Consider the following 17,213-nt stretch of genomic DNA (forward strand, 5'->3'; position numbering starts at 1 on the left):
ATGTGTCAGCCTTTTTCACCCTGCACCATTTTCGGGACTAGCCATAATAAGACAACGAATATACAGGCAATTAAGAGACCATTATAGAAAAATTGCAGGCCATTGCTTTTGCTGTCGTCATCAGGAATCGATTCGGGTATTTTGGCTTTCACTATGTCTCTTTCATTTGAAAAAAGACCATATTTCATCAAATCGTAAGCAATCGTTTTCCGTTCTTTAAAATCATCCACAAAAAGCTCTAATTTTATTTTCTCGTTTCGTTTAAATACTTTTGGTGTGAAGTCCAATTGTTTTTGCTCATCCCGGATATTTTTCCGGTTGTCCAGCAGCGATTCATTATGAAGATACTCTTTGTTGTCTTTAAACTCTTTTTCTTTATATTCATTAGGATTGAGGCTATTCAATTCAGTAGCTGCAGACACTTGCTTTGTCCCTAAATTTAACGGAAAGCCGGGTTCATTTTCGAACCCGACTCCCATTAATATACAAAACCCAAAAACAACTGCTAATTTCCTACATTTCATAAATCGTTTCCTCATCTTGTTCGATTTTACGATTTTTAATTTTGTCGGCAATGAGCGGCACAAGTGCACAAAACCCGATCAGAACAGCAAGGAAAATACTTGCCGGAATAATCAGGGATTCCGGGCCATATTGAATTGATAAGTACACCTTCGACATCGGATCCTCATAATCAATATTGGAAGCCAGAAGTGTCAGCATTGGTGTGACAAAGAATACAATTACTGCAATTGTTACAAACCATCCAATTAGCGGTCCCACTGAAAAGCCGGCAAAAATAAGTGTGGAAACTGCTGTTAATAATAAAATTGTGAATATCGTCCACTCAATCGAGCTTGTTTCGTTTAACGAATAAATATCCATTCCGTACATACTGATAATTAGTCCAACAATCAGATTGAGCAATGCAAACAATGCAATGCGCACACTTCGTTTATTATTTTTCAAATAGTAGCAGAAGTAGCCGATTAATAGGCCACTGACCAGAACGATAACAAGTACAATTACGGGGGGTAATTTATTTTCCTGCACGGAAGAATTCAAGCTCTTTGCTGCAAGCGGTGTAGATAAATGACTGTAGATATGACCGTTCCTTTGTCCATCGATAAAGGCATTATTAAGTACATCATGGATCGCATTCCGGTACTTTTCTGTTGTCATTACATTTTCATTCCATTTGTAATTCAATTCTTCCGTATCTGCGTTGACGTTCTTCGCTTTCGATTCCAAGTCATTTGTAACCGAGATAATGTTGTCCTGGTTTGCCATAATGCTGTTCATCGCATTGCTCATCGCCACTAAGTTTTGACTGATGCTTTGCTGATTCGTGACAAGGCTGCTGCCGTCAGCTGGCGGTGTGGAAACTTCTTCCGATCCAGCAATAAACGCATCAAGGCTTTGCTGCATACTATCCGCACTTGTCTCAATTGCATCCAGCTGTGCAGATATCGCTTCATGATCTGCATCGACTTTTTCCATATACGTGAAGAAGAAAGAATTAACTCCTTTTTCCAAAGTTGCTAATTGATTTTGTGAAGCGGGAACGTCCATTTGCAATTCATCCAAAATTGTTGTTCCCCGATCATTGATGCCTAAAATTGTATTGACATGTGATGAAATTTCCTTGAAGTTGGATTCTTCGCTTAAGTTCGTTTGCACTACCGCTTCATACTGGGCCAGTGCACCGTAATATTCCATCAGCTTTGTCGTACTGTTACTTCCGATAGACTTCGAGAAAACATTTTTCAGACGCTCTTTTTTACCGTTATTCATCATAGGCAGCGCCATTATTTCCGATTCTTTACGCTTGATTTCTTCGATTACGGCTGTTGCATTTTCAAAGGTTGGCGTTTTTTCTACTACTGACTCCTTAACCAATTCACTTTGAGATTGTACAAATTGTTCCTGCAACTGTTTTTCCTGCTGTTGGATATGCTGGATATTGGCTTCAATTGCCGTCATCTGTGATGAAATTTGTGTAAGCTTTTCGTTAACTGCTGCAGTAGCATTTGCATCAACTGTAGCTTCCGGTGTCGTTTCGCCCGAATTCACCTCTGTTGCACCCGCTTCCTGTTTCAGTGAATTCATGTTCTGGACTAAGCCAAGCAGTTTTTCGCGTTCCGAATCAAGTGCTGTAATTTTTGATGAAGCGATAAAGTTATTTGCATTATTTGTAACTTTTCCGCTACCATTTTTCGCTTGAGTTGTCGGATCTGCTACAGGGGTACTCGCATCAAGCTGATTTTTTAAACCGATCACTTGATTTTCGTATTGTACCAATAACTCCCCTTCTACTTGCTTTAACAGGCTGATAATCTCATTACGCTGAACGACAACTTCATCGGATAAATTTCTAACATTATCTTTATTTTTAGCCAGCTGATTCTCCAGTTTCTGTACATCGGAATTGAACTTTTCGTTTTGCTCCATTAAATACGATTTCACTTCCACATAACGTGGATCATGCTCACTTTTCAGCGCGACGATTGAAGCCGTATTTGCACTTTGAAGCGGTTGTAAAAGCTGCGGCTGTGTACTGTGATACTCTCTATAGGCATCCACATATGTAACAAATTGTGCCAGCAGTCCTTCAAATTCGCCTGCGTTTTCGATATTCCCCTCAATCGGAGTTTCTTTCACAGTGGCAGCCAAATTATCGAGGAGGCTTTTTTGACTTTCAATATCGCCTACTACACTTGCTAAATTCGGCCGGTAGAAGTTAGAAATCGTACTTAAAAACTCCATCTCTTTTTGAAGAATCGTATCAAATTCATTTCGTACTTTCTCCAAATCCTGAGATACATAACTCCAGTATAATGTTGCGATTTTCCCGTTAACTCTTGCCGTTGCGTTATCAATTTCACGCAATATTTTTTCACGGTTTGCCGCATTCAGCTCACCGGCAACCGTATACTTAAATTCCGCTTTTACCGGCTGCTGCTCTTCATAGGTCATAATGTTCTCAGAGAAATTCGAAGGGATATATACGACCGCATCGTACTCTCGATCTGTCAGCCCCTTTTCAGCTGCGCTTCTGCTGACGACAGACCATTCATATTCGGAATCCGTCGATAGAATCGGTGCTACTTCTTTTCCGAATTCCAGTGAACTTTCTTCTTTTTTTGAACCTGTATCTTCATTGACAACCGCAACTTTTTTCGTTCCATTCGAAGAATCGAAAAACGGATTTTCTCCGATTGCTATAAAATAAATGACAGGTGCTCCTATTATCAAAATCATGACGACCACGATTTTTAACATGAGCTTTTTTTGAACCGTCATGAACAGATCTTCCTTTCACTATCATAAATTGGTATTTGGATTTTCATTTCTTTATTGTTAAGGACATAATAGCCAAACCCTGCCTGTATTTCTTCTTCTTTACGGTCATACGGAAGCGTGTACAATGTTTGATCTGATTTTTTCATTAACAGAACCGCCTGACGAATTTGCTTCACTTCCGTAGTTAACACATCGTAACCTTTCGTCAAATCTGTAGAATTTCCTGATGCGATGAAGTTGAATCCTAAATAGCCTGCATTTTTCATTAACTTCGCAATCCGTTCCTGCAATTTCGCATCTAAGCTCGAATTGAAGCGGGCATAATCATCCACTACCAGCAAAATTGGCGTAAATTGCAATGCCTTGCGTTCAGTTACCGCCGTATTGGCATATGTAATCTCACGTAACGAAAGCTGCTCTTCGATTTGAACTAACCATTCTTCCATGTGATCTTTTGATTCCAAATATGATACCGGTTCATTTTCAGCAAACATTGCCAAACTTCTTTCGAACGAATCAAAAACGCCGATATGATGTAAGTTGTTCTCCACTGCATTCATCAACAATACTTTCAGCACATTTGTTTTTCCTTTTTGGGCTTGTCCCATAATCAGAAGGTGCTTGTTCGTCAGGAAATTCACCACGACAGGTCGAACAAATTCTTCATCCAAACCAATCGGATATAAATGCTGCTGATCGACTAATCCGCTGTATTCAGCTAATTGTGTCAGTGTTAAGTTACTTGGAAGCATCGGTATAGGTGTTGGTCCGACATGATCCTTATACTTTTCTTTTAATGCCTTCACAGTTTCCTTAATACCTTCTATCACTTCGAAGTCATTTTCCCCGTTTGCCGGCAGCAGAATTTGCGAGAAGTTTGCTTCTTCTTTTTTTATAATTGCCCGACCTGGAATTGGTTCAGGTACTAAAGCGGTTTTCCCGAGGATTGTATAGGCTTCACTATGATCCATTAAATAATGGACAATTTTCGTCTTGAGGTTATTCATGACCGCTTGACGAATTGAAGAAATACGGGTCGCTGTGAAAATCATATAAATGCCTAAAGACTGTCCATCCCGGACAAATTGATTGAAGTATGTTTCGAAATCCGGCATTTCATCTTTAATGAAATCAAAATTTTCTACAACGACAAACAAAAGTGGCAGCTTTTTATCTGCAATATGGTTATAAAGCTTGATATTGCCTACTTCCAATTGTTGAAGAAGCTGTTTTCTTCTTGCTATTTCGTTTCGAACCATTCGCATGAATTTCTCCATTTTGCGTCCTTCTTCCATTAAGAAGAAATCAGCTGTATGCGGAAGTTGTTTTAATGGCAGCAACGAACCGTTACCAAAATCCATTAAGTAATAATGGACTTCCTCAGGACTGTAATTTTCCGCGATATTTAATAACAATGTCAGCACGGTAGTTGATTTGCCGTAGCCTGTCGAACCAAAAATACCTAGGTTCCCGTCTTCCATCATGCGATAATGATATGGCGATTGACTTTGTTTTTCCGGTTCATCGATGAGGGCCATTGTAATTTCATCCTGAATTTCTGAAGTAATGCCGTTTTTATACAAACGTTCTGCAAGTGGAGGCAGCCAAGGACTTTTCAGTTTTTCTATGCTGTATGCTTCCTGGGTTTCTTTAATTTTGGCAACGATCGCTTCAATCTCGGATAGCCCTTTTTGTTTACTTTCTTTTGCGGCAATATTCGATAATGGAATCAATCCCAGATCTGTTACGATTGCGATTTCATCTTCCCCGCCTATGTGCTCAGATTGGTATGGAGCACCACTCCACGCAGATTGGAATAAGTCGTAAACTTCATTGTTGCCAACTTGCAAGTAGCCTCTTCCGGTAACAGTGATTGATGCAGCATCGGCATTTTTCAGAATTTCCTTACTGTCGTTTGCATCCTGAACCTTTAATGCTACTTTAAAGCGGGCGTTACTCCATATTTGATCATCAATGACTCCGCCTGGCTTTTGCGTTGCCAAAATCAGATGTACCCCCAGGCTACGTCCGATACGGGCCGCACTCACCAATTCACGAATGAAATCAGGCTCTTCATTTTTCAGCTCCGCAAACTCATCCGAAATTAAAAACAGATGCGGCAGCGGTTCTTCAGCAAGTTGCAGCTTTACTAGAGTTGTATAGTCATTAATATGGGTCACGTTATAGCGGTCAAAAAGACGTTGACGACGCTTCAGTTCACTGCGGATCGAGGCAAGTGCCCGATTCGTAAAGTTCACGCTGCCCTCAATATTTGTGATTGTCCCAAGAAGGTGCGGTAACTTCCTAAAAGGCTGCGCCATCCCTCCGCCTTTGTAGTCAATCAGCAAGAATGCAACTTCATGCGGATGAAAATGAACAGACAACGATAAAATATAGGTCTGCAGAAATTCACTTTTCCCTGATCCTGTTGTACCTGCTAATAGTCCATGCGGGCCATGTGCTTTCTCATGCAGATTCAGGTACACAAGATCATCTTTTCCCTTCAGGCCGATTGGTACAGCAAGGGATTTGGAGGATTCGTTTTCCAACCAGCGATCGCCAATTTGTAGTTCATCCGCGTCTTTCACGTCCATCATTTCAAGGAATGTCACACTTTCAGGTATTGAATTCGTCATCCCTGTCTGATGATCCAGCGTCCTTAATAGACGGGCAAATTGCTCATTATTATCCTGACGATGGGAATCAAGCTTAAACGGGATGTTTACTGCTTTTTTATTCTGAATTAATATGTCGCCTTCTGTATCATTCAAATATCGTACAAGGGTATGGATATTGTCCGACAAACTTTCCTTTGCATCGGCAGCAAAAATGACCGAAATGTCCAAGTCTTTATGATCGCCTTCAAGATATTCCAAAATGACATGATCTGAAATTAATTGCTGGTTTGTAATGACGAAAACAAGATGCGGGGTGAAACGGAGGTTTTCTTTATCCTCCTTTATTTCACGCTCGCGAATCATTTCATAAATCGTCGACAGCAGCTGGTCCCGGGTTTTCTCGTTATAGATGAACCCGCGTGCATACATATTCGGAATAATGAAATGAGGCAGCCACTTCATCCATTGGACATTCTCATAATCGGCTTCATCAAAAATAAAAACAAAGCGCAGATCATGGTAGCTGTGAAAAAATGCAAGCTGGCCTATAATCTGATGAATTTCCTTTTTTACAATACGCTCTTTTCCGATTAGTCCAATCGGCCCTTTCGCCAAGTTCGCTATGACAGGAACATCCGAAATTTCTTTATACACTTTTTCAAGTTTCTGCGATTGTTCGATTAGATCATCCATTTCGCGATTCGCCATATCATTAGAATTCAAGGCAATGGTAAAGCTAGAAGGAACGATTCCTGTTCCTAAACGTAACTGCAGAAAGTCATTACTTTCCATAGAACGTTCCCAAATCCGGTCGGAAATCTGATTGGCTAAATATTTCATACGCTCAAATTCCGGAAAGTGAAACTCCATTGTAAAGCGCTGTTTTTCGGACAGCTGTTGAAGTTCCTGCCGTTTATTTTCCAAGTAGGCCGTATAGATACGGATCCGTCTTTCTTTTTTTCTTTTTTCATTGGCGCGGTCTTTAAAATACTGCACGGACGATGTAATTAGCGTCATGACAAACATGACCATCGTTATTAGAATAAAGATGCCGCGTGGCTGGATAACCGCAACAATCCCCATTACAATGAGCATGACGAGCGGCGGTAAAATGACGAGCCACAAACCGCGGTTAGACGGGTCGTTCTCCTGTGAAGGAAATGACAGGGAAACTTTTTCTTTCGGCAGTTCATATACCATTCTTGGCGTTCTTCTGTATATCGGGTATTTTTTTTTCATTTTTGATTCAGGTTCACTGATGATTGAGAGATTTGTCTCAAACTTTTCGAAGCTCATCACTTCCAGAACATCCTCCTCCACTAGACGGAAGAAAATAAATGGTGTAAAAATCACATCTCCGATTTGGATTTCCTTAGTTGACTGCTTCTTTTGTCCATTTATGTAGAGCATAGTGTGTTCCGGAAGTTCAGCAATCCATTGCTGTCCCGTTTTCAGAAGTGAAAAAGACTGCTGCTGTATTTCCATTTCCGATTTCCAAAAAATATCTGCATGATCGTCTATCGTAGAAAAAGTAATTTCCACTTTATTCCCTACAAAACACGTTTCACTTTTGGAGCTTGAAAGAAAAAAAATAATTTTCAGCAGTTTTTTGCTGTTAACCTCTTTCCACTCAAAAAATTGCTTAGGATTCACTTTTCCTAGCAGATTTCCGTTTTGTTTTACCGTAAAACCAAATGAATCCTCCGTAATTTGGAGCGGACCATCTGAAAACGGCAAACTTTGTATTGTTACCGTGTCGGATGAATTATTCCCTACAGTAATTGAATTCTTTTTTAGTTGGTTCATGTCTATTGACTGATAATAGTTGTCATAAAAAAATATTAGTGTACTCATCAAATCACCTTCTACTAGGAATTTCTAATCCTGTAATGTTATTTTCGAAAGTGTATTTACAATTTTCGTTTTGAAAAATATCATCGGAATTTATTCTGTTCCATCTTCTTTTGTTTTTTCCGAATCTGCTGGCTTCTCCGCTTTTGCTTCTTTCGTTTCTTCGGAACTTGTATTTTTCACTTCTGCTTTATCCCGCTCTTGTTTAGAAGCTGAATCATTCCCTTCCGATTCACTTACCTCATCTGCAGTCATATCTTCCGATTCCAGCGCTTCTTTTAATTCTTCAAGCTGTTTTGTCACTTCGTCTATTTCTTTTTGAATTTTGTCCAGCTGCTGTTCGCGTTCATCACCGTCCAGTTCTCGGTCAGCCTTAATCGACTCTTCATAGTGCAGCAGTGCAAGCATGATCAAATCCAAATCTTCCAATTGACGCGCTAAAGTCAATGCTTCCTCTGCCTGACCTCTGCCAATATAAATCCAGTATTTAAAATAATCCGGATCCGTTTGCAGTGTAATCGTCTTTAAGACATTTTCCTTTTGCTCTTCCGTCAAAGTTTCATTAACAATGTAGGCAAGCGATAACTCGTACTGAATCACGTTAGGCATTTTTTCAACGTCATACTGTGCAAGCTGATCGATAATTTCACTGTAATTACCTTGAATGTACGGTGCTTGTACAGCTACATACGCTTCTTGTTGCGGCTGTAATACGAGAGCTCCGTATCCGGTATAGATTCCTAACGGCAATAACACGAGAAAAAGCCCAATCAGGCTATACCTCACCCAATTCCATTTTGTTTTTGCAATCTTTGTATATTTTTTCTCTTCTTTTTCCAGAAGCTGCAACTGATTTTGGATAATGATCAAAAGCTCATGTTCATCTTTTGCTTCCATTATTTTTGCTGCCACCGGACTCAATTCAATTGATTTAGAAAATTGAATATATTGATCAAACTTGTATTTTGGCTGTACCGCAGCGGCAATAATTGCTTTTGTTTCATCCCAAAGTCGTTCCTTATTTCTTTCATAAGGAGGAATACTCTCTTTTACTCCGTAATGCAGAAAATACGCAGTCAAACTTTCATCTATCAGAATATTTTCAGGACAAACAATGAGATGAAGCCGGTTTGACTGGTGAAGCATGATGAATCTTAATACCTTTGATGCAAACATCCATCGACTTCTTTCATCTAATGTTCGTAATTTCCCGAATGTCATAAAATTCGGTTCTTTTTTATATGTAAGAATTAATTCATCTTCTGTTAAAGTGATGTTTTTCTCAATGAAAGGATTGTTTTCTTTCAACAACGTAATTTCCAATTCATTGGCTAATTTAATTTTTTCCCGTTGAAATGTAAATACAATCTGGTCCTGTTCAAAGTTGAGGGTCGCCTCTAACTGTTTTTCTAAATAGGATGTTATTTTATCTGTCATCTCCATGACTCCTTACAAAATTTCTAATCGATCACCTGTTGTAATGCCGCTGTTCACCAAGAGGTCATTTCCGGATAAAACTCTTTGCTTATTTGTATTTCGTACCCAGAACCCTTCTTTCGGAGGATAGGGAATCGACTTTACCTGCCAAACGATTTCAACTAACTCTTTGACGGTATAGGAGTTTGATAGACGAAGATCAAAGCACTCCCCGTTATATTGTTTTAAATCTATTGAAACTTCTATGTACATTTCCTTCACCTCAACACATCTTCTACAACATGGCGATTAACTTGTTCAAATCGGTCAGCAAAAACAAAAAGAGCGCCTTCATCCGAATATGACGCTCTTTGAAACCTTAATCACCGATGAAATTTAGCCGCGGATTTGTCCTGCAATTTGACGATCTGCATCTGCAAGAGCATGTGCAGTATTTTTCAGTTGTACTGAAACATCCTGTAAAAGTCGTTGCATATCTTGAATTGATGGACGTAAAGTTGCATATTGATCCGCGAATGCGCGACTTGATTCACCTTCCCACATTGACTGCAGTTCTTGAATCATATTATCTAAACGCGAAATTTGTTCTTCTACTTGAGCACTTTCACTCCCATAGCGATTCGACATTGCCTCTAGTTCTGCTGGGGTAACACGAATAATTCCTGACATGAAGTTCTCTCCTTTTTGGCATTATTAAATTTCGTAATCAAACTCACAAAATTTAACAATCCGCATTTTCAGTTTCATTCTATAGAACCCCTATAAAAGAGGTCAATAAGAATCTAGCAAAAGAGGAATTTTATACTAATTTTTTTTGAATAAAATAAGCAAAGTATATCATTTTATGTTAAATTCTTTGTGATATATTTAAGTGGTAATATAAAATAGTTCCTACTATTTGCTATGTATCCAATAATTTACACTATATAGTTACCCTTTTTTTAAAAGACTAAACCAATTAATTGAGAGGTGATAGAATGTCTTTAGCCTACTGGTATGCTCTGTTGAATAAAAAACAAAATGACTTAAGTCGTTTGCAAACGTGCAATGGTCAATTAACCGGCAAACAAAGTGAGTTCTCAAGCAATCAGCATCTGATGACAAAGCCAGAACTCACTTCAGCCACTTGGAAAGGTACTTTAGCCACACGATTTGATGACATTCGAATCGATGGGATTCTATCTAGCTATGAAGAAATCCAAACTACTCAATTTTCCAGAACCTTTTCAACTTTAACAGCTAAAATGGAACAAATTCGGTTGGAGATTGAGTCGATCCGCGCTACGATTGCGCGTCTTGAAGCGGAAGGGAATAATTAATAAATTTTATATCGTTCGTTGCAGTTCGAATGACGGAGAGGGTTTTACGTAAAAAGTACGATTAAATCATTATTTTAAAAATCTTCGTCATTCAACTAACCTTCTGATTACTCGTTTTAAATAATGCTGAAATTAAAATACATAGTATTAGCCCTATACCTAAATATCCCATTACGACATACAACTTACTGATCAACGTTGTAAAGCCGACTAAACTAATCGCAAAGCCAACGATGCAGAGCAAATTGACCGCAACCTTAAATGCAAAACGATCCGGTTTTACAATTCGCACAGCCAGTATATACAGGGTTCCTACAGCGGTACTGTAAATCATCGCTAACAGCACGAAGGACATGATGATTCCTACAGCAGGGTGAATTTGTTTTGCCAGTTCCAGTGTTGGCATTTCCACACCCGCCACTATATCCATTTTGACAAATAGGGCAATATTAATGAGCAATATAAGCAAACCTAGAAAAATGCCCCCTAAAGCACCTCCTCTTCTTGCAACCTTTCTATTTGGAGCCGTGCCCCCCATTACAATAAGCATTGCCGCACCACCCGCAATATTGTACGAAACATATATGACTGCACCAGAAAACCAGTGCGGTGTTGCAGAAGGCTGACTTTTTGCGATTGCATTAAGTTCACTGATTGGATAATTCATCGTAAACAATGAATAAATTAATAGGATAAAAATAATACCAAGTAAATAAGGCATGAGCGCCGCCAGCATTTTTATGATGCTTTCCGCATTAAGCATCAGTGTCACTATGACGAGTAACGCCATTAACAAGCTGCCGACCGATGCGTCCATACTGTACATCTGATTGAATGTAGAGCCCGCTCCAGCCAGCATAACGACCGCAATGCCGAACAGCACAAAGGAAATCAGCTGGTCGAGTACCGGACCAAAAAAGCGTCCACCAATAAAATGAATACCTTCCTTATGGGAAGTCGTCTGCAAATCCGAACCAATCTGAGCAAGCGTCATCCCCAACATTGTAAAAATAATCGTTGCTACAATACATCCAAACACACTCATTAACCCAAAGCTTGTAAAGTACTGCATAATCTCCTGTCCCGAAGCAAAACCTGCACCGACAACTAAACTGACAAACGCCCCTGCAATTTGAATACTCTTTTTCAATTCGCACCTTCTTTATATTTCTATTTATCATAGATACTTTATGTACAGGCAGGTAAAACATGCTTGAATATAAAAAGAAGAGAGCTTAGGATGAAAACTGCCGCAATAAAAAATACCTTAACCGCTATTTTTCTAGACGGTTAAAGTATTATAGAATGCAATATAATTTTTCTAATAACTAAACTTTACACGAACTGATGCGCTTACTGTTATTGTTCCAGGTTCTATCGGTGTCACTACCTGTTGGCTGCTTAACTGCATCGCTTTGTACGGAATCGGGGCAATCGTTTGCTCTTCGATTATTTCCACCGGCACCGTGTGTAATGTGACGCGCATCGTTTTAGCCATAGCTGTTGCTTTACCCACGGCATCGATCAGAGCAAACTGGAGTGCCTGCCGGTAGTAAACATCTGTATCCGTTATTTTAAACTCGATAGCGGAGACATGGTTTGCACCATTTCGAATTGCCGTATCAATTACCGTACCTACTTGACCAATATCGGCTATTTTCACTGTTATGGCGTTTTGTACCTCATAGCCTCTTAGCACCTGTCTTCCATCTATGAAATCATACATTGGAAAGATATTGTAAACAGTCGTCTGAATCGATTCTTTTGGAATCATTAAAGCCATTAGTGAATCTATAACACGATTCATAATGACCGCATTCTCCCGCTGAATCGTGCTGACATTTTCCCCTTGCGTCCGAACTTCGATTTGTACTTGCGCATAATCAGGCTGAGCAACGATTTCACCATTCCCTGTAACGGTCATTTCCCGTCTGTTAGCGACTGGTTGAAACATCATTTGTTGGTGATACAAGAGCTTCCACCTTTCCTATAACCTTTTTCTATTATACTATGCACTACATACCAGGTAGTTGTTTAAAGAGCATTTATTCTGTACATTCTACCGCAAAAGCTTTCAAAAGAGACTATTGGTTTTTTATTGATTACCAGGCAGTATGGGCCCTCTTTATGCTATAGTAGAAACTACTAAATTTTTATTGTATGGAGGTTCATCATGGAGACGAAAAGAATATCGCTGCACCGTGCACTGTCTGAGTTAAAAATGCTTAATGAACGGATCCAATCGGCGACCTACCGTGTAGTGCTGACTCGAGCAAACCGTAAAAGCAATGAAAAAATTGAAGGTATGTCTATTGATGAATACAAAAAGGAAATGCAGGGATCGTATGACAAGGTCACAAGCCTAATTCAATACCGCAATAAAATGAAAGCACTCGTTGTTGAATCGAATGCCAATACAATCGTTAAAATTGGTGCAACTGAAATGACAGTGGCTGAAGCAATTGAACGGAAACAATCGATTGCATATGAGAAGGAGTTGCTGAATCACTTGCGCCGACAATATTTTGAAGCGATTGAGGAAGTAACAGCTGCTAATGAAGCACTTCCCGAAAAGCTTGAAAACTATTTAATTAATATTTTAGGCAGTAAGGAAAAGCAATCATCTTCAGAGGAAGTAAGGCTCCACACAGATACTTTTATGAAGCGCAATGAATACGAACTGATAGACCCGATGCAAGTAAAGAAAATCATCGATGAACTTGCAGCGAAAATCGAGGAATTTGAGTCAGAAGTTGACGCTGTATTATCAGAATCAAATGCCACAACATTTATTGAGATTTAACTAATATGCATAGCATAGCGAAAACAGTAAACGGATCGGCGCTCGTGCTTTGACTGTGTGCGAGTTAAAACAACCAAACAGTCCCTCAACCTACAATTAATAATTGAACTTTCAATAAAAAAGGTCAAAGCATAAAGTTCAAACCTGAAATTTTAAATTTCAAAGCTCTTAACTTTTAAAGCTCAACGTTTAAATAATAAAGCTCGTTCAAATCCTGGAGCATGGTTTAGGTATGCCGATACATGACCGTCTGTGGTCCCACCAGGCAGCTATTGTTGTGCATAATAAAAAACCGAATTACGATTTTTAGCGAATTCGGTTTTTTTATTTATCTTTTATTTCCAAACGTGATTTTCCGCCAAAAACCATTAATCCCCAAAAAACTTATACGTGTTCTTGCCTGCAACTTTTGCTTGATATAGAGCATTGTCCGCATGTTCTAGTATTGTTCCAAGAGAGGAAGTATCTTCTGCCACATATTGAACTATGCCGATACTTGCGGAAAGCTGATATTCGTAATCCCATGTATTTAGACACTCAAGAAGTTTATCAGCCTGCTTGGCAGTTTCTTTTTTAGAAGAAATAAGCGGGAAATTAATAATAAACTCATCCCCCCCCAACCTCACTGCAAATACATTTTCCTGATCTTTTATAAATTTTTGAATTCTTAATGCTACACTTTTAAGGATCTGATCCCCTTCATTATGACCATGCAGATCATTTACCTTTTTAAACCCGTCCAAATCAAGAAAGAATAAAGTCCCTCCTAATTTTGAATATTCTTTGAAAAACGCAAAAAGAAATTCCCTATTGTAAAGCCCTGTCAATGAATCTTTATAGGCCAGTTTTTCCAACAATAAATAGTACGAAAACATCTTCGCTATCTTTTGAAGCAAACTGACACTTTTTGTATCAAAGCGAGCGGCATCATGATCTACCACACATAATGTTCCAAACTTTTCACCATTTGCAAGGGAAATTGGAATACCCAAATAAGCGTTGATATTAATTCTTTCACTTATTATTTTCAGTTCTTCAAAATCAGTTTCTTTACTAATATCCTCAAATATTAACGGTTGATTTTTTTCAAAATCAATTAGATTACAGGCCGTTTGATTAAGCTTTATTGCGATGCCTTCAGTCAAATAAATATGTGTATCTGAATTTGAAAGTTGAAGAATAACTTGCTCACTCTCAGTGAATGAGCTTAAATAAATCAATTTGTCAGGCATAATTTCTTTAGCTAGTTCTAATACATCATTGGCAAGTTCCTGAAAATTTTTATACATCTGTAATTCCTGGAGTGGTATTACCATGAAATTACCTCCATTCTTATTTACATATCTTTATATCCGATAAAAGTTATTAAGTTAAAAGTTACTTACCTTTTATTTAATATAACATAATTAAATTTGTCTTATTCTGTAATTGATTTTCTAATACTTTACCCATTTTTTGTTACAAATATGGAAATAAAAAAAGAAGCAGTCAATTGTGACTGCTCCTTTATTATTTTGTGGATTTTAGTAGGAATCAAACATCTTTTCCAGAAAAATTTTCCGTTGAATCGAATTGGATTGATACCTTTCTTCCAAGCAATCCTTTAACAGCTTATGCTTCTGCTCTTTTGCGAATTTACTCACTTTTACCAGTTGCCGAACTTCCTTTAAAAATAATAAGTATTCCGGTTCAATCCCATCAACAATGGCTGCGAAGTCGTCGCGCAGATTTTTGGCGAGCATCGGGCTAATACCACTCGTCGTCACCGCGATCGTAATTTCATTTTTCTCATACATTGCCGGAAAATGAAACGAACTATTTGCAGGATCATCGACAATATTAATAAGCTGATTGGTGTGGCAGCTTTCTTTAACCAGTTGATTTACCGCTGCATCATCTGTAGCGGCAATGACGAGAAGGGCTCCTTGCACATCACCAATTTGGAATGCTCTAGCAATATGCTCGATTTCACCACTTTTAACAAGGGCATGCAAACTTGCCTCAAGCACTGGACTTACAACTGTAATATTCGGTTGGAAGCGTAATAACGACTCGATTCGCTTAGTTGCGATTTTTCCGCCTCCTATTACAACCGCTTTTCTATTTCGTATATCGACCATCATTGAAAACATCGTCAGCTTCGCACTTCGCTTGGTTCATGAAATTGTCGGCCATCCGTTACTGCTTCTACATAACCTTTACGTATCGTGAAATCACCGAAATGTTCACCTTCGATACGCTCTTTTGCATACTCAGAAAAAATTGGCGCAAGGATACTCAATATTTCTTCTTCACCAATATTTTCTTTGTAGATTTTATTTAGGCGCTGTCCTTTAAAATCGCCGCCTAAGTATAAATTATATTTGCCAGGTCCTTTTCCGATAAAGCCGATTTCGCCCATTGCTGCACGTGAACAGCCGTTCGGACACCCTGACATACGAATACCGATTTCGGTTTCACGCAGCCCGTTATCCGCCAGTATTTCATCAATTTTTGTAATTAACGAAGGCAAATAACGCTCCGCCTCTGCCATTGCCAAGCCACATGTCGGTAATGATACACAGGCAATTGAACTGCGGCGCAGTGCTGAGTAATGTGCACCGTCCGTAATGTTGTAAGCTTTTAATAGCTTATCAATGACTGTTTTTTTCTGTGGTGTTACATCTGCGATCAAAAGATTCTGGTTTGGTGTTAAACGGAAAACCCCTGTATGCACTTTCGCAATTTCACGCAAGCCTGTTTTTATTTGATAATCATCAAAATCTTTAATACGGCCATTTTGGATGAATAATGTAAAATTCCATTTTCCATTTTTGCCTTTTATCCAGCCGTACTCATCTCCTGTACGATTGAATTTGTACGGTCTTACTTCTTCAAGCTCCCACCCTAAACGATGATGCAGCTCTTGTTTAATAAAATCCAAACCCTTTGCATCCACCGTATATTTAAAGCGGGCTTTTTTACGTTCCGCCCGATTTCCGTAGTCGCGTTGAATTGTTAAAATTTTCTCGGCTGTTTCAAGCAGACGTTCTTTTGGAATATAACCGATTAAACGGCCTAATTGCGGGTATGTTTCTTTATCACCATGTGTCATACCCATCCCGCCGCCTACCGCGACATTAAAGCCTAGCAGCTTGTCATTTTCAGCAACGGCAATAAAACCAATATCCTGAGAAAATACATCAATATCATTGCTCGGAGGAACGGCAATACCGATTTTAAATTTACGCGGTAAATACAGGGCACCGTAAACCGGCTCTATTTCTGTATCTTGTGTTCCACCGTAAACTTTTTCCCCATCGAGCCATAGTTCATGGTATGCACGAGTACGAGGCAGTAAATGTTCACTTAACCTCGCCGACCAATTATATACTTCTTCATGAAATTCTGATTGATTCGGGTTAACATTACACATCACATTTCGGTTTACGTCACCGCATGCAGCGATACAGTCAAGCAGTACTTCATGAATTTCCTGCATATACTTTTTGACATTCCATTTTAAAATGCCATGCACCTGGAATGCCTGACGAGTCGTTAACTTTAGTGACCCATTCCCGTACTTTTCCGCCATCTCGTCCATTACAAGCCACTGTTCCGGTGTTGCCGCACCTCCTGGAGTTCGAACACGGACCATAAATTGATAGGCTGGCTCCAGCTTTTGTCGTTCACGTTCTGTACGTAAATCCCGATCATCCTGCAAATAGCTGCCATGAAATTTCATGAGACGATTATCATCATCTGGAATTCCTGAACTAATTGGATACTGCATTGTTTTTTCTAAAGTTCCCCGCAAATAATTACTTTCATCTTTAATTCGTTCGACATCATTCGGTTTCCCCGGTTGTGGGGGGATTACGATTTTCTGGCTCATATGTCTCT

The 17,213-nt window shown here is 39.1% G+C and carries 13 protein-coding genes; 2 read left to right on the top strand and 11 right to left on the bottom strand.

Going from position 1 to position 17,213, the window contains the following annotated elements:
• Positions 1 to 5 precede the first annotated feature (5 nt).
• From essA to AC0VXV_RS13460, 6 genes are all read right to left on the bottom strand, one after another.
• Positions 6 to 524 carry a type VII secretion protein EssA gene (gene essA / locus AC0VXV_RS13435; protein WP_475528687.1) on the bottom strand — a complete coding sequence of 173 codons (519 nt, stop codon included), beginning with the start codon at positions 522 to 524 and terminating at the stop codon, positions 6 to 8.
• Complete coding sequence (gene esaA, locus AC0VXV_RS13440) at positions 514 to 3,303, bottom strand: type VII secretion protein EsaA (RefSeq protein WP_475528689.1); 2,790 nt, start codon at positions 3,301 to 3,303, stop codon at positions 514 to 516. The genes essA and esaA overlap by 11 nt, the downstream gene beginning before the upstream one ends.
• Positions 3,300 to 7,775, bottom strand: a complete 4,476-nt coding sequence (gene essC / locus AC0VXV_RS13445; RefSeq protein ID WP_475528690.1) for a type VII secretion protein EssC — start codon at positions 7,773 to 7,775, stop codon at positions 3,300 to 3,302. Before essC ends, esaA begins: the two co-directional genes overlap by 4 nt.
• A gap of 90 nt (positions 7,776 to 7,865) precedes the next feature.
• Positions 7,866 to 9,209, bottom strand: a complete 1,344-nt coding sequence (essB, locus tag AC0VXV_RS13450) for a type VII secretion protein EssB (RefSeq protein ID WP_475528691.1) — start codon at positions 9,207 to 9,209, stop codon at positions 7,866 to 7,868.
• Positions 9,210 to 9,221: 12 nt separating this feature from the next.
• Entirely contained in the window at positions 9,222 to 9,461 is a 240-nt protein-coding gene (gene yukD, locus AC0VXV_RS13455; RefSeq protein ID WP_413078435.1) for an ESX secretion system protein YukD, read from the bottom strand.
• A 123-nt stretch (positions 9,462 to 9,584) separates the two neighbouring features.
• Positions 9,585 to 9,878 carry a WXG100 family type VII secretion target gene (locus AC0VXV_RS13460; protein ID WP_008405083.1) on the bottom strand — a complete coding sequence of 98 codons (294 nt, stop codon included), beginning with the start codon at positions 9,876 to 9,878 and terminating at the stop codon, positions 9,585 to 9,587.
• Between the two features lie 308 nt (positions 9,879 to 10,186).
• Between AC0VXV_RS13460 and AC0VXV_RS13465 the strand changes: the two genes are divergently transcribed.
• Positions 10,187 to 10,528 carry a YwqH-like family protein gene (locus tag AC0VXV_RS13465; protein ID WP_475528692.1) on the top strand — a complete coding sequence of 114 codons (342 nt, stop codon included), beginning with the start codon at positions 10,187 to 10,189 and terminating at the stop codon, positions 10,526 to 10,528.
• A gap of 91 nt (positions 10,529 to 10,619) precedes the next feature.
• Here AC0VXV_RS13465 and AC0VXV_RS13470 read toward each other — a convergent pair whose 3' ends face one another.
• A complete protein-coding gene (locus tag AC0VXV_RS13470; RefSeq protein ID WP_475528693.1) occupies positions 10,620 to 11,678 on the bottom strand; it encodes a YkvI family membrane protein in 1,059 nt (352 codons plus the stop codon).
• A 171-nt stretch (positions 11,679 to 11,849) separates the two neighbouring features.
• A complete protein-coding gene (locus AC0VXV_RS13475; protein ID WP_475528695.1) occupies positions 11,850 to 12,500 on the bottom strand; it encodes an SIMPL domain-containing protein in 651 nt (216 codons plus the stop codon).
• 201 nt (positions 12,501 to 12,701) lie between these two features.
• Between AC0VXV_RS13475 and AC0VXV_RS13480 the strand changes: the two genes are divergently transcribed.
• A complete protein-coding gene (locus tag AC0VXV_RS13480; RefSeq protein WP_475528697.1) occupies positions 12,702 to 13,331 on the top strand; it encodes a hypothetical protein in 630 nt (209 codons plus the stop codon).
• A 368-nt stretch (positions 13,332 to 13,699) separates the two neighbouring features.
• On the opposite strand, the gene AC0VXV_RS13485 is transcribed toward AC0VXV_RS13480, so the two are convergent.
• From AC0VXV_RS13485 to cysI, 3 genes are all read right to left on the bottom strand, one after another.
• A complete protein-coding gene (locus tag AC0VXV_RS13485) occupies positions 13,700 to 14,647 on the bottom strand; it encodes a sensor domain-containing diguanylate cyclase (protein ID WP_475528698.1) in 948 nt (315 codons plus the stop codon).
• Between the two features lie 207 nt (positions 14,648 to 14,854).
• Complete coding sequence (locus tag AC0VXV_RS13490) at positions 14,855 to 15,463, bottom strand: precorrin-2 dehydrogenase/sirohydrochlorin ferrochelatase family protein (protein ID WP_475528699.1); 609 nt, start codon at positions 15,461 to 15,463, stop codon at positions 14,855 to 14,857.
• A 2-nt stretch (positions 15,464 to 15,465) separates the two neighbouring features.
• Positions 15,466 to 17,205, bottom strand: a complete 1,740-nt coding sequence (gene cysI, locus AC0VXV_RS13495; protein ID WP_475528700.1) for an assimilatory sulfite reductase (NADPH) hemoprotein subunit — start codon at positions 17,203 to 17,205, stop codon at positions 15,466 to 15,468.
• Positions 17,206 to 17,213: the final 8 nt, after the last annotated feature.

The organism is Solibacillus sp. iso_87, from assembly GCF_056173085.1.

What these genes read in the sequence shown, in the direction of transcription:
- essA (WP_475528687.1), bottom strand. Translation starts at nt 524, where the DNA reads ATGAAATGTAGGAAATTAGCAGTTGTTTTTGGGTTTTGTATATTAATG.
- esaA (WP_475528689.1), bottom strand. Translation starts at nt 3,303, where the DNA reads ATGACGGTTCAAAAAAAGCTCATGTTAAAAATCGTGGTCGTCATGATT.
- essC (WP_475528690.1), bottom strand. Translation starts at nt 7,775, where the DNA reads ATGAGTACACTAATATTTTTTTATGACAACTATTATCAGTCAATAGAC.
- essB (WP_475528691.1), bottom strand. Translation starts at nt 9,209, where the DNA reads ATGACAGATAAAATAACATCCTATTTAGAAAAACAGTTAGAGGCGACC.
- yukD (WP_413078435.1), bottom strand. Translation starts at nt 9,461, where the DNA reads ATGTACATAGAAGTTTCAATAGATTTAAAACAATATAACGGGGAGTGC.
- AC0VXV_RS13460 (WP_008405083.1), bottom strand. Translation starts at nt 9,878, where the DNA reads ATGTCAGGAATTATTCGTGTTACCCCAGCAGAACTAGAGGCAATGTCG.
- AC0VXV_RS13465 (WP_475528692.1), top strand. Translation starts at nt 10,187, where the DNA reads ATGTCTTTAGCCTACTGGTATGCTCTGTTGAATAAAAAACAAAATGAC.
- AC0VXV_RS13480 (WP_475528697.1), top strand. Translation starts at nt 12,702, where the DNA reads ATGGAGACGAAAAGAATATCGCTGCACCGTGCACTGTCTGAGTTAAAA.
- AC0VXV_RS13485 (WP_475528698.1), bottom strand. Translation starts at nt 14,647, where the DNA reads ATGGTAATACCACTCCAGGAATTACAGATGTATAAAAATTTTCAGGAA.
- AC0VXV_RS13490 (WP_475528699.1), bottom strand. Translation starts at nt 15,463, where the DNA reads ATGTTTTCAATGATGGTCGATATACGAAATAGAAAAGCGGTTGTAATA.
- cysI (WP_475528700.1), bottom strand. Translation starts at nt 17,205, where the DNA reads ATGAGCCAGAAAATCGTAATCCCCCCACAACCGGGGAAACCGAATGAT.